Here is a 14,146-nt window from a genome sequence, read left to right on the forward strand (position 1 = left end):
AAAAACTTCAAACTTTAGTTATCTTTGTCTTATGAACGAAAATTTAAATCCAAATAAAGATAAATTCACGCCGCAAGATATGGATATCGAGCGCGCACTTCGCCCACTTAGTTTTGATGACTTTGCTGGTCAAGATCATGTGTTGGAGAATTTAAAAATATTTGTTGCTGCAGCCAATCAAAGGGGTGAAGCGTTGGATCATGCTTTGTTTCACGGACCTCCTGGTTTAGGAAAAACAACATTGGCAAATATTTTGGCTAATGAATTGGGGGTAGGAATTAAAATTACATCCGGACCCGTATTGGATAAACCAGGCGATTTAGCAGGTTTGTTAACAAATCTTGAGGAACGTGATGTGTTGTTTATTGATGAAATTCATCGGTTGTCTCCTGTAGTTGAAGAATATTTATATTCTGCTATGGAGGATTATAAAATCGATATCATGATAGAAAGTGGACCCAATGCGCGTACGGTTCAAATTAATTTAAATCCGTTTACATTAGTTGGTGCTACCACGCGTTCCGGATTACTAACTGCACCAATGCGTGCCCGTTTCGGAATTCAAAGCCGACTACAATATTATAACACTGAATTATTAGCCACAATTATCGAACGAAGTGCATCGATATTAAATGTACCGATCGATTTAGAAGCAGCTATCGAAATTGCTGGTAGAAGTCGAGGAACGCCGCGTATTGCGAATGCCTTGTTACGTAGGGTGCGCGATTTTGCTCAGATTAAAGGAAACGGTCGTATCGATACCGAAATAGCACAATTTGCCTTGAAAGCACTAAACGTAGATGCGCATGGATTAGATGAAATGGATAACAAAATTTTGTCTACAATCATTGATAAATTCAAAGGCGGACCAGTCGGAATTACAACTTTGGCAACCGCAGTTGCCGAAAATGCCGAAACCTTAGAAGAAGTTTACGAACCTTTTTTAATTCAAGAAGGCTTTTTAATGCGTACTCCTCGCGGAAGAGAAGCAACGGATAAAGCCTATAAACATTTAGGTCGATTGAAATTAGGAAATCAAGGAGAGTTGTTTTAAGTTGAGAGTTGTATGATTGAAGCTAGAAGATTGAAGCTGGAAGATTTTGTGGTAAATAATATTAAATTTGGTTAAAAAATTTGATGAGTTTTAAGTTTGAAAAATTAATAATATGGCAAAAAGCAATGGATTTTGGAGAAGAAATATACGCGCTTTCAAGTAATTTTCCAAAGCAAGAAATGTTTAATCTTACCTCACAAATAAATAGAGCGGCAGACTCAATTGCTTTAAATATATCTGAAGGTTCTATTCTTCAAAGTAATGCAGAATTTAAAAGGTTTTTAGGATATGCTATTCGTTCTTTGGGCGAAGTGGTAACTTGTCTTTATAAAGCCAAAAGAAGAAAATACGTTAATGTAGATTGTTTTGAAAAATTATATACAGAATCATTTAATTTAATGAACATGATGATTGCTTTTAGGAACCAACTAAAGTAAATTTGATTTACAGTTTAAATTTCAAATAATTTCGTAATGGCTTCCATCTTCCATCTTCCATCTTCCATTTATTCGAAACTCATCAAACAAAAAGCAATTGCTTTAGGATTTTTGTCATGTGGTATTTCAAAAGCTGATTTTCTAGAGCAAGAAGCACCACGATTAGAAAACTGGCTGAATAAAAATTATCACGGCCAAATGGCCTATATGGAAAACCATTTTGATAAACGTTTAGATCCACGTTTGTTGGTTGATGGTGCCAAAAGTGTTATTTCCTTATTGTTGAATTACTATCCGTCCGAACAACAAAATCAAGAGAGTTATAAGATTTCAAAATATGCTTATGGCGAAGATTACCACTTTGTTATCAAAGATAAATTAAAATCTTTACTTCAATTTATTCAAGAAGAAATTGGTGAAGTAAACGGACGTGTTTTTGTGGATTCGGCTCCTGTTTTAGATAAAGCTTGGGCAGCCAAAAGCGGCTTGGGTTGGATAGGGAAAAATGCCAACTTAATTACACAAAAAGTTGGCTCGTTTTATTTTATTGCCGAATTAATTATAGACCTTGAATTAGAATATGACCTTCCTACTACCGATCATTGTGGTACTTGTACAGCTTGTATCGATGCTTGTCCAACACAAGCCATAATTCAACCTTATGTAGTGGACGGGAGTAAATGTATTTCTTATTTTACCATTGAACTTAAAGATAATTTGCCTCAAGAAATGAAAGGACAATTTGAGGATTGGGTTTTTGGATGCGACGTGTGTCAAGACGTATGCCCATGGAACCGATTTGCAAAACCTCACCACGAACCACTTTTTCAACCAAAACCTGAGCTGTTAAATTTTTCAAAGCGCGATTGGCAAGAACTCACCAAAGAAACTTTCAATAAAGTGTTTAAAAATTCAGCTGTGAAACGAACCAAGTTTGAAGGATTGCTTCGAAATATTGAATTTGTAAAGTGATTAAATTGTATTTATTTTATTACTTTTGTAAAACAAATCGTAATTTGTTGTGAAAATTAAAATTCATCTTTGTGTTTTTAGTTCGTGTAGTATAATATCAATAAGCCATACGCAATAAAATGAAAATACAAACAACCAAGTAACTTTTGTAAAATAGTTGCTTTTTTTAAAAGAAATTAATTGGTTTAAATAATAACAGAGCAATGTATTTAACATCATTTTATTATACTGTTTGTTAGGGTGTTTTTAACTAATAATGCAGGCTGGATGTTTACAAAAAACACTGAAATAGATTGGGTGCCAACAAGATAAATTATGGAAAAATTATTTATTTATATTTTGTTTTTTACCATGTTTTCCTGTAAACAAGACAACAATATTAAAACACAAAAAATGTTGTAGTATTATTAGATGTTTTTTTCTGAAAATAAAATACGGGATATAAACTTTTTTTTGCCACTAAAAAACAGAATATTAATTGAAAAATTAAAGTTAGATAATGTCGACGTGCTAGAAGATAAAGACATTTATGCCTATACTTCTGTAGAAAATATTGCTAAATATGATGCCATTGAAAAGTTTGTAGCTAATGATTGGAAAAATAAAACATTAAACCATCAAGACTTTATATTTATTTTACCAAATGAAACAAAAGAATTTGAATATATTTATGAGACAGTAAAAACATATGATTCTGCTTACAAAGAGTATAACTTAAGTGAAGGTAAAAAGTATAAATTTCAGATTATTTATAAAATTGATAAAGAAGAAATATTTAAAAAGTGTACTGAGGAATTAAAATTATTAATTCAAGCTAATAATTTTAACTTGTACGATAAAGAGATTTTATCAAATTACATAAATTATACTTTCAATGAAAAAAAAGGATTATTAAGTAGTATTAAAAAAAGAAAAAGATATTGGTATACAAATGAATAAAGAATATTTGAAACTTTTGGCAAGGTGCTGTGAGTAGTATTATGAGTAGTGTATGGCAAGGCGGTAATAATACTACAAAAATTGATGGAGTTAGACATAGTGTTGCAGGAACTGGTATGAAAGGCTTAGGGGATGGTTTTGTAAACAAAACAGTAGGCACTATGTTTTTTGGTACTATTAGTGGAGGTGCAACTGCAGCCGTAAGTGGGGGTAATTTTTGGCAAGGTGCTGTAACTGGATTGGTGGTGAGTGGGCTGAATCACGGGTTGCATGAAACAACTCCAGACGAAATAACGGAAGAAAATATACGTGATAGGTTTAATTCTGATTTAAGTCCTGATGGGAAACCTGAATTTACACAAGAAGGAATAAATAAAGTTATAAAAAGTGTAAGAGGATTAAGTGGAGCTAAAAGAAGCAATAATCCTAATTTAAAGTTTAAATTCGATCCAGATTTACCATATGCAGGTCTTACCGATAGCGAAGTGCAAATAAGATTAAACCCAAATGAAATAAAAAGCAATGCACATATGGCAGTTTTACTATTTCATGAAATGAGACATGCATGGCAGTGGTATTCAGGATTGATAGGTCATTGGGATAAAAAATACGGTATAGGATCTCGGGAAAACTTAATGGAAAGAGATGCGTATTGGTTTCAAATTAAAGTTGGAGGAGGTTCTTATTATGACGGTTATTATAGATATGAGTTTCATAAAAGTTTAACAAGTTTTACAAATGGCAATCCTACGCCAAAAAATATTTCGAAAACATGGCACGGAAATTAATAATTATATTTTTATTACTTTTTTTAAGTTGTAAAGAAAACAAAGATAAATTAGAACTAACAATTCTTAATAAAGAACTAGTAGCCTTTCAATATGGATCACATAAAGATACTATCAATATTATAAAATATTGTATTGAGAATAAAAGCAACAATAAATATTATATTTGTAATATGCCTGAATTTGAAAACAATGGATTAGAAAGTAATAAAAACTTGTATAAAAATGGTTTTTATTTTAATATTTACGATAGTTCTACAAAAAAAGAAATTGAATACAACAAAATTATAGTTTCCAATTTTTTTAACGAGTTTAAAGTGAAAAGAAATCCTTATGATTCTATTTGTTCTGTTAATTATTTAAAAATTAAAAACAAAGAATATGAACGAATGGGTTATGTAGATAATTATTCTTATTTTATGACAAATGAGTTTAGGCAATCTAATTTTATATATCCAAACGAAAAAATTTATGGTCAACTTTATATTAACTTAACGGACACTATGCGTTATGAGGATGCACGTATTGGTTTTGCAAAAATTTATAGTAAAAATAAATATTATACTAAAATTAGTTTGCCAAGTGACTCCGTAAATTACAAGAAAAAATTACCAAAGCATATTTTACAAAGAATTGAAGAAAACAATTTTAAAATATATCATGGTTTTATAGAGTGTAAAAACAAAGTAGCAGTAAAAGTTATTGAATAATGAAGAATACCCCCGCTCCCCGCTCCCCCGCGAATCCTTTCGCGTGGCAGTTAAAAAAGAGTAAATTAAAATAAAAGCTTATATGAGTAGAAATTATAAGTTTCATAACCCCGAAGGAATATATTTTGTTAGTTTTGCAGTAGTAGGTTGGTTAGATGTGTTTACAAGAAACGAATATAAAGATTTGATAATTGAAAGTTTAGATTTTTGTCAAAAAAATAAAGGAATGGAAATTCATGCTTGGTGTATTATGACAAATCATGTGCATTTGATTTTTAGAAGTATAGAAAATCAAAAACCTGAACTTTTATTAGGCGATTTCAAACGATTTACAAGTAGAAGCGTAATTAAAGCAATTCAAGAAAACCCTAGAGAAAGTAGAAAAGAATTTTTATTAGATTATTTTAAAAAAGAATCAGAAAAGAGTTCAAACACAACAAATAATCAATTTTGGAGACATGACAACAAACCAATTGAATTATGGAGCAATGAGGTAATTCAACAAAAAATAGATTATATTCATAATAACCCAGTTGGAGAAGGAATTGTTTTTAGACCAGAAGATTATAAATATAGTAGTGCAGCAGATTATGCAGGAGAAAAAGGATTATTAGATGGAGTTTGTGTTTTTCAGTATTTTAAAATATAAAACCACGCGAAAGGATTCGCGCGGGAGCGGGGGCAATGTATTATGGAAATACAAATACTGATAAATTAACTAGACCGTTTAGAAAATATTTTAGTGGTGATGGTAGTGTAGAAATAAAATACACTGTTGCAACAGGTGCAACAGAAATAATTACATATATTGGTGGAGATGCATATAGTGCGCCAGCACTTATAAAAAGTGATGGAACTACACAAAACTATTTTTATTTACACCGTGATTATTTAGGTAGTATTGTTGCAATTACAAACGCAACAGGTAATATAGTAGAAAAAAGGCATTTTGATGCTTGGGGAGAAATTGTTAAAATTCAAGATGGTTTAGGCAATAACTTGGCTAAATTAACGTTTTTTGACAGAGGTTATACAGGGCACGAACATTTACAGAGTGTAAAATTAATTCATATGAATGGACGTTTATATGATCCTAAGTTGCATCGTTTTATGCAGCCAGATAATTTTATACAAGATCAATACAATACACAAAATTACAACCGATATGCATATGTTCTTAACAATCCTTTAAAACATACTGATCCATCTGGTGAATATGGTATTGGAATAGCAATTGGAATAGCAGTTGCAGTTGCAGTTGCGGTATATACCTTAGATGCATATTATGGAGGGAAACCATTTACGGCCTCTGGTTTAATAACTACCTCTGTAATAGCAGCATATACTGCAGCAATGACTTTTGGATTTGGTGAAATGACCTCTACAGTAAATAATTTTTTTGTACGAGCATCATGTCAAGCAGTGCTTCATGGTTCATTTAATGGAGGAATGTCTTATATACAAGGTGGTAAGTTTTGGAGTGGTTTTGCTTCTGGAAGTATTAGTAGTATTGCGAGTAGCGCTTTTACTGGTGGTAATAGTTTTCAAGGAGATGGATGTGTAATGGAAGGCGGTGGCTTTAAAGGAGCAAATTTTAAAGTTTTTGGAGCACAATTGAATGAAAGTACAGTTGGTTTATTGAGTTTTGGTGCTATAAGTGGTGGTGCAGGTTCTCTTATTGGTGGAGGCAATTTTTGGCAAGGTGCGGTAACAGGTTTAGTGGTGAGTGGATTGAATCATCTTCCACACATGCTTCAAGATTATAAAACTACTATAGTAGGAATATATGGAGCGGGTGGTGTAGATGCAAGCGGTAATCCAGATTTGAGACAATTAGTAGAATTTCAAGGAGGTAAAATGTTTTCTAGTTCTACTGGATGTTGTGATGATGATGTTATTGAATATTTAAAAGCAGGTTGGGCTAAAGGAAATAAATTAAGGATTTATGGTCATAGTAGAGGTGGAACAGCAGCTGTAAGAATTGCAAATAAGCTGGGAGAAATGAATATAATTATAGAAGATGTCATCCTTTTTGACCCAGTTACGATGTATGGTGGTGGTGATAATATATTTAAATATCCAAATGTTATGAGAGTAAGTAATTATTATCAAAGAAATCCTTCTGATTTTTGGTCAAAAGGAATATTAAATGCTAACAATCCTTTTATAGGTAGTCCTGTAAGCGGAGTTTATCAATGGCCTGTAATTAATAATATTAATTTAACAGGTAAATATTATAGTCCTGGAGTTTTAATCAATCATCTAAATATAACTGAATATGCAATTAAACATCCTTAGAATAAGAATACTGTTTTGTGTTATAATGATATTAAGTTGTAATAAAAATACAAATTTAGAAAATAAAATTACAATAAAAGTAAACTCAATTGATAGTGATTCGAAGCAACTTAGAGTTAATACTTTTGATGTTATAGAAGTAAGAGCAGAAGGTTTTGGATATTTAATGAAGACTTATGAAAAAGTTGGAGAATATACGACCGATTCCTCAGGCTCAGTTAAAATAGAAATTGATGGATCTAAACAATATAGATTTATGATAAGTGGGCCAAATGGATATGGTTCCGCAAATTTTACTGAGGCATTCACTAAAGAAAAATTGAAAGACGGTCAGGAAGTAAATATTGAAGTTATAACTCATGAAAATAGATGAAAATATTATTTCCAACTCACTCGAATCCATTGGCATGATCAGTGAATAAGTATAATTTTTATATTTAAAAAATATAGTATTGAATAAAAGTAACAAGTTTCGTAACTAGATAGTGCGGATTTGCAATCCGTGTCAGTTCTTTTGTTCTGTATTAATTTAAAATATTAAAACTTATCACATTTTTTACATTAATGCGTAACCAGTAAAATTTAAAGTTGAATAGGTTTAATTTTGCGAAGTTTTATTTATAAAAAAGATAGTTTAAATGCTTCCAAATTACTTTGGAGGTAATTTGATATTCTTATTTTTGCATATGAAGTATTTTTATGTTGTAATTATAATTTTTTTAAGCTCTTTTTTGTTTGCTCAAGGCGAAGCTAATATTTGGTATTTTGGAGAAAATGCAGGCTTAGATTTTAATAATGGAACTCCTGTAGCTTTAACTGATGGGCAAATTAATACCAATGAAGGCTGTGCTGTTTTGTCTAATAATTTAGGTCAACTTCTTTTTTATACTGATGGAGTAACAATATACAACAAAAACCATCAAGTAATGCTTAATGGCTCAGGTTTATTAGGTCATTCTTCAAGTACACAATCTGCAACAATTATTCCCAAGCCAGGAACTAATAATCTGTTTTATGTTTTTACTCAAACTATAAATGCAGGTCCTAATGGATTAAGATACAGTGTTGTAGATTTAAATTTAGATGGAGGTTTGGGTGGAGTAACGTCAGAAAAAAATATTTTTGTAACAGCACCATCTTGTGAAAAATTAGCAGTAGTAAAGCACGCCAACAACATTGATTATTGGATTTTAGTTCATGGATGGAATAATAATATAATATCTTCTTATTTGTTAACTACATCTGGTTTATCTACAACGCCAATTAATAATTCAATAGGAGTTGTTGTGCCAAATACTAATTTAGATAATGTCATAGGTTATATGAAATTTTCACCAGATGGAAGAAAACTTGTAGCTTGTCATGCTTTTGTTTATACAGCTGAACTTTATGATTTTGATAACTCAACGGGTATTTTAAGTAACCCAATTTCATTGTTTACAGGCGAAAATCTTCAAACCTATGGTGCTGAATTTTCACCAAATAATGATGTATTGTATATTTCACAATCATCAACTAATGTTTTAAGTCAATTTGATTTAACAGCTAGTAATATTCCTGCTTCAAGAGTTTATTTGTCTAGTTTAAATTCTTTGGTTGGAGCGCTACAATTAGGTCCTGATGGTAAAATTTATGTAACACAATACTTTAAAACTAAACTAGGTGTTATAAATAATCCTAATGTTATTGGATCAGCTTGTAATCTTGTAGTGGATGCAATAGATTTAAATGGAAGATTATGTAAGGCCGGTTTGCCTGCATTCTCTCAATCTTTTTTTTATACACCACTAATTAATATAACTTCAACTTGTGAAGGTCAAGCATCTAACTTTTCTTTTTCAACCAACCAAACCATTTTAAGTGCAACGTGGAATTTTGGTGATGGAAACACCTCTAATGCAATTAGTCCAACTTATACATATGCTAATTCTGGTACCTATAATGTAAGTGTAACCATAACCACACCTCAAGGAACAGGTTCCAATACAAGAAGCATAACCATCTACCCTCGCCCTACATTAATACAAAATACAGTTACCCTGAAACAATGCGACGATAATAACGATGGGTTTAGTGCTTTTAATTTAACAGAAGCAAACCAACTATTGGTTGCTAACACAAATAACCTAACTATTACCTATCATGAAACCTACAATGAAGCGGATAATGGTACAAACGCAATTCCAAACGCAACAGCATATACCAACCAAGTGGTGAGTAATGACGTGGCGTATGTTCGAATAGAAAACGAGCACGGTTGTCATCGTGTAGCCCAACTCAATTTGAGTGTTTCAACGACCAATATTCCTTCTAGTTTTCAAAAAACATTTACAGTTTGTGATGATACAGTTTCAGGTACTGCCACAGATGGTATAGCTACGTTTAATTTCAGTTCTGTTACTTCAGATATTCAAGCTTTATACCCTGTTGGGCAAGCGTTAACAATAGCCTATTATAAAAACTTAGCAGACGCTTTAGCTGAACAAAATCCAATTACTAATACATCCAATTATACTAATATTGGTTATCCAAATACACAAAATATTTACATACGTGTGGACAGCCAAGTCAATAATGAATGTTTAGGTTTGGGTCACCACATTACCTTAAATGTAGAACGTATTCCATTTGTAAATGATCTAACCATTAGACATTGTGATGACAATCAAGATGGAATGTATGCTTTTGATACTTCAACTGTTGAACAACAATTAATAAATGGATTAACAGGGGTACAGGTAACCTATACAACAACTTCAGGAAGTATATTACCAAGCCCTTTGCCTAATCCATTTAATACTACCACTCAAGACATTATTGCAACAGTAACCAATTCAACATCAACTGCTTGTAATGATACTGCAATAATTCATTTTATTGTAGATGATTTACCTGAAGTATTTCCCATTGCATCTAATCTTACTACAGTTTGTGATGATGAAGCAAGTCCTTTGACACAAGATGGAATGTTTGCATTTAATACCACTACATTTCAATCAACCCTGTTAGGAGGACAAACAGGAATGAATGTATATTATTATGCAGCTAATGGAACTACTTTGCCTAGTCCATTGCCAAATCCGTTTACAACTTCTACACAGAATGTAACCGTTGAAATAGTGAATCCAACTAACACACAGTGTAAAGCCACTTATACTATACCGTTTATAATAAAACCACTTCCTCTTATTGAATTAGCAGGAAGTGAATTGGTTTGTAGTAATGATCCGTCATTTACAAAAATAATTAATGCTGGTGTTACAGATGTTGCCCAAATTTCTAACTACAACTATCAATGGTATTTAAATGGAACAATTATTCCTTCAGCCACACAGTACTATTTAGCAGTTAATACTGAAGGTGTATATACTTGTGAAGTTACTCACCCTAACGGTTGTAACAGAACAAGAACAATAACTGTTACAGCCTCTAATAGCGCAACTATTGAACAAATAAGCATAACCGATTTATCTGATAATAATTCCATAGTAGTTTATGTATCTGGTTCAGGAGATTATGAATACAGTTTAGATGGTATCAATTATCAAACCAGTAATACATTCAATAATCTAAATCCAGGTGTTTACAATGTTTATATTAATGATATGAATGGCTGTGGCGAAATCATTAAAGAAGTAAGCCTTTTAGGTATTCCAAATTATTTTACACCCAATGGAGACGGATTTAACGATACTTGGAATATTAAAGGGATAACAGAATACTACAATTCAAAATCAATAATTTACATTTTTGACCGTTACGGAAAACTAATTAAACAGTTGTCACCTCATAGTAATGGATGGGATGGTACTTACAATGGTAATCCACTGCCAGCTTCAGATTATTGGTACAATATTAAATTAGAAGACGGTCGTTTATTGAAGGGACATTTTACTTTAAAAAGATAATATTTTATAAAAATGTTCTTGTTTGTTGATAATACTTAATTTCTCTATTCAACTTTTCTCTTAAACTTTATGGTTATTTCATTGCAACTTTTATCTTTGTAAGTTGATAGAAATGGAATTTTATGCAAAAGAATAATAAAAGAAGAGAAGCATTATTGTATCACGCAAAACCTACACCTGGTAAAATTCAGGTGGTGCCTACAAAAAAATATGCTACACAACGTGATTTGTCATTGGCTTACTCACCCGGAGTAGCAGAGCCTTGTTTGGAAATCGCAAAAGATGTAAACAACGTTTATAAATATACAGCTAAAGGAAATTTAGTAGCAGTTATTTCTAATGGAACTGCTGTTTTAGGATTAGGAGATATTGGTCCAGAAGCCTCAAAACCAGTAATGGAAGGTAAGGGGCTTTTATTTAAAATATTTTCAGATATTGATGTGTTTGATATTGAGGTAGATACTAAAGATGTAGACGCTTTTATCGAAACGGTTAAGAATATAGCACCTACTTTTGGAGGTATCAACTTAGAAGATATCAAAGCACCAGAATCATTTGAAATTGAAAGACGATTAGTTGAAGAGCTGGACATTCCCATAATGCATGACGACCAGCACGGAACGGCTATTATTTCTTCTGCTGCATTACTAAACGCCTTAGAACTTGCAGGTAAAGAAATTAGTCAAGTTAAAGTGGTGGTTTCAGGAGCAGGCTCTGCAGCTTTAGCTTGTGCCAATTTATACGTTGCGTTAGGTGTGAAGTCAGAAAACGTGTACATGTTTGATGTAAATGGCTTGTTGACGGTATGTCGTGAAGATTTATCTGAACTTCAAAAAAAATATGCCAAGTCATGTGATCCCGCACCATTGAGTGAAATGATCAAAGGTGCTGATGTGTTTCTTGGCCTTTCGGTAGGAAATATTTTAACTCCAGAAATGTTGTTAACTATGGCAAATGATCCAATTGTATTTGCTATGGCTAATCCAGTTCCAGAGATAGATTATAATGTAGCTGTAAATACACGCGAAGATATCATAATGGCTACGGGTCGATCGGATTATCCTAATCAAGTAAATAATGTACTTGGTTTCCCCTATATTTTTAGAGGGGCATTGGATGTTCGTGCTAAGAAAATAAATGAGGCTATGAAAATGGCTGCGGTTAGAGCTTTAGCAGAATTAGCCAAAACACCAGTACCAGAGCAAGTAAATATTGCTTATGGTGAAAAAAAATTAATTTTTGGAAGAGATTACATTATTCCAAAACCATTTGACCCTCGTTTGATTTCTACTATTTCTCCTGCTGTAGCTAAAGCAGCCATTGAATCGGGTGTGGCACAACAAGAAATTCAAGATTGGGATAAATATGCTGATGAATTACAAGAACGTCTTGGTTCTGATAATAAATTGGTTAAACTATTAACGAATAGAGCAAAAACAGATCCAAAACGTATCGTTTTTGCTGAAGCAGATCATTTAGATGTACTCAAAGCAGCTCAAATCGTTTATGAAGAAGGAATTGGTCAACCTATTTTATTAGGAAATAACGAAATTATTCAGGAATTAAAAGAAGAAATTGGATTTGAAGCAGAAGTGCCTATCATCGATCCAAAATCCAAAGAAGAAGATAAACGTAGAGAAAAATATGCCCAATATTTTTGGGAAACCCGTCAAAGAAGAGGTATTTCTTTGTTAGATGCCCAAAAATGGATGCGTGAGCGAAATTATTTTGCCTCAATGATGATTAATACTGGTGATGCTGATGCTTTAGTAACAGGTTATTCAAGAAGTTATCCTTCTGTAGTAAAACCCGTAATGCAATTGATAGATAAGCAACAAGGGGTGTCCAGAATTGCAACTACTAATATCATGAATACGAAAAGAGGTCCGCTTTTCTTGTCTGATACTGCAATTAATCCTAATCCAACTGCCGATGATTTGGCTAAAATTGCCTTAATGACAGCTAAAACAGTTCGAATGTTTGGAATTGAACCTGTTATTGCCATGATTTCATTTTCAAATTTTGGTTCTTCTTCAGATGAAAGTGCTATAAAAGTTAGACAAGCAGTACAGTTTTTACACGACCATCATCCAGATTTAATTGTTGATGGCGAAATACAAACAGATTTTGCTTTAAATCCAGAAATGTTAAAAAGTAAGTTCCCTTTTTCAAAGTTAGTAAATAAGAAAGTAAATACGTTGATTTTCCCTAACTTAGATGCGGCAAATATTACTTATAAAATGTTAAAGGAATTGGATAAGGTAGTGTCTATTGGTCCAATTATGTTAGGGTTAGATAAGCCGGTTCACATTTTTCAATTGGGAGCTAGTGTAGAAGAAATGGTAAATATGGCTGCTGTTGCTGTTGTAGATGCACAAGAAAAAAACAAAAAACAAACACAAACAAGAAAAAAATAATACATGATAGCACAGATTCAAGGGCGATTAGTAGAAAAAACACCTACAGATGTAGTGATTGATTGTCATGGTGTAGGATACCAAATACATATTTCATTACATACTTTTTCTCAACTACCCGAATCAGAAAATATTAAGCTATATACTTATCTGCAAATCAAAGAGGATGCCCATTCTTTATATGGTTTTGCTGAAAAAAAGGAACGTGAATTATTTAAACTGTTAATTTCAGTTTCTGGTGTTGGAGCAGGTACTGCAAGAACAATGTTGTCCTCTTTAGCACCTGAACAAATTATTCAAGCTATTGCTTCTAATGATGTGGGAACCATTCAATCAATTAAAGGAATAGGAGCAAAAACAGCACAAAGAGTAATCTTAGATTTAAAAGAAAAAGTCCTCAAATTATATCAAATCGAAGAAGTTTCTGGTACGCCATACAATACAAACAAAGAAGAAGCGTTATCTGCATTAGAAGTTTTAGGTTATGTACGAAAAAATGCAGAGAAAGTGGTAGAGAAAATTTTAGTTGCTACTCCTAATGCTTCTGTAGAAGATTTAATTAAACAAGCTTTAAAAGTATTATAGATTTGAAAAATTTGTTGTCAAAAATATTTTCAAGAAAA

12 protein-coding genes are annotated in these 14,146 nt (G+C 32.2%); all 12 read left to right on the plus strand.

Annotated elements, in window-relative coordinates:
- Positions 1–31: 31 nt before the first annotated feature.
- The 12 genes from ruvB to ruvA all read left to right on the plus strand — a co-directional run bounded on the left by ruvB (position 32) and on the right by ruvA (position 14,108).
- Complete coding sequence (gene ruvB / locus KQS_RS01710; protein WP_014387480.1) at positions 32–1,054, plus strand: Holliday junction branch migration DNA helicase RuvB; 1,023 nt, start codon at positions 32–34, stop codon at positions 1,052–1,054.
- Between the two features lie 83 nt (positions 1,055–1,137).
- Positions 1,138–1,491, plus strand: coding sequence for a four helix bundle protein (locus tag KQS_RS01715; protein ID WP_014387481.1), 354 nt, complete (start codon positions 1,138–1,140; stop codon positions 1,489–1,491).
- Between the two features lie 36 nt (positions 1,492–1,527).
- Positions 1,528–2,463, plus strand: a complete 936-nt coding sequence (queG, locus tag KQS_RS01720) for a tRNA epoxyqueuosine(34) reductase QueG (protein ID WP_014387482.1) — start codon at positions 1,528–1,530, stop codon at positions 2,461–2,463.
- A gap of 453 nt (positions 2,464–2,916) precedes the next feature.
- A complete protein-coding gene (locus tag KQS_RS01725; RefSeq protein WP_157868380.1) occupies positions 2,917–3,402 on the plus strand; it encodes a hypothetical protein in 486 nt (161 codons plus the stop codon).
- A gap of 29 nt (positions 3,403–3,431) precedes the next feature.
- A complete protein-coding gene (locus KQS_RS01730) occupies positions 3,432–4,190 on the plus strand; it encodes a hypothetical protein (RefSeq protein ID WP_157868381.1) in 759 nt (252 codons plus the stop codon).
- Positions 4,175–4,900, plus strand: a complete 726-nt coding sequence (locus tag KQS_RS01735; RefSeq protein ID WP_014387485.1) for a hypothetical protein — start codon at positions 4,175–4,177, stop codon at positions 4,898–4,900. Before KQS_RS01730 ends, KQS_RS01735 begins: the two co-directional genes overlap by 16 nt.
- An 82-nt stretch (positions 4,901–4,982) precedes the next feature.
- A complete protein-coding gene (locus KQS_RS01740; protein ID WP_014387486.1) occupies positions 4,983–5,549 on the plus strand; it encodes an REP-associated tyrosine transposase in 567 nt (188 codons plus the stop codon).
- Positions 5,550–5,584: 35 nt separating this feature from the next.
- Entirely contained in the window at positions 5,585–7,198 is a 1,614-nt protein-coding gene (locus KQS_RS13925; protein ID WP_014387487.1) for an RHS repeat domain-containing protein, read from the plus strand.
- Positions 7,179–7,571, plus strand: coding sequence for a hypothetical protein (locus KQS_RS01750; RefSeq protein ID WP_157868382.1), 393 nt, complete (start codon positions 7,179–7,181; stop codon positions 7,569–7,571). Before KQS_RS13925 ends, KQS_RS01750 begins: the two co-directional genes overlap by 20 nt.
- Positions 7,572–7,836: 265 nt before the next feature.
- Positions 7,837–11,106, plus strand: a complete 3,270-nt coding sequence (locus tag KQS_RS01755) for a T9SS type B sorting domain-containing protein (protein WP_014387489.1) — start codon at positions 7,837–7,839, stop codon at positions 11,104–11,106.
- Between the two features lie 122 nt (positions 11,107–11,228).
- Positions 11,229–13,523 (plus strand): NADP-dependent malic enzyme, encoded by a 2,295-nt coding sequence (locus tag KQS_RS01760; RefSeq protein WP_014387490.1) that lies wholly within the window; start codon positions 11,229–11,231, stop codon positions 13,521–13,523.
- Between the two features lie 3 nt (positions 13,524–13,526).
- A complete protein-coding gene (gene ruvA / locus KQS_RS01765) occupies positions 13,527–14,108 on the plus strand; it encodes a Holliday junction branch migration protein RuvA (protein ID WP_014387491.1) in 582 nt (193 codons plus the stop codon).
- The last annotated feature ends 38 nt before the right edge of the window (positions 14,109–14,146 follow it).

Source organism: Flavobacterium indicum GPTSA100-9 = DSM 17447 (genome assembly GCF_000455605.1).
Classification (GTDB): domain Bacteria; phylum Bacteroidota; class Bacteroidia; order Flavobacteriales; family Flavobacteriaceae; genus Flavobacterium; species Flavobacterium indicum.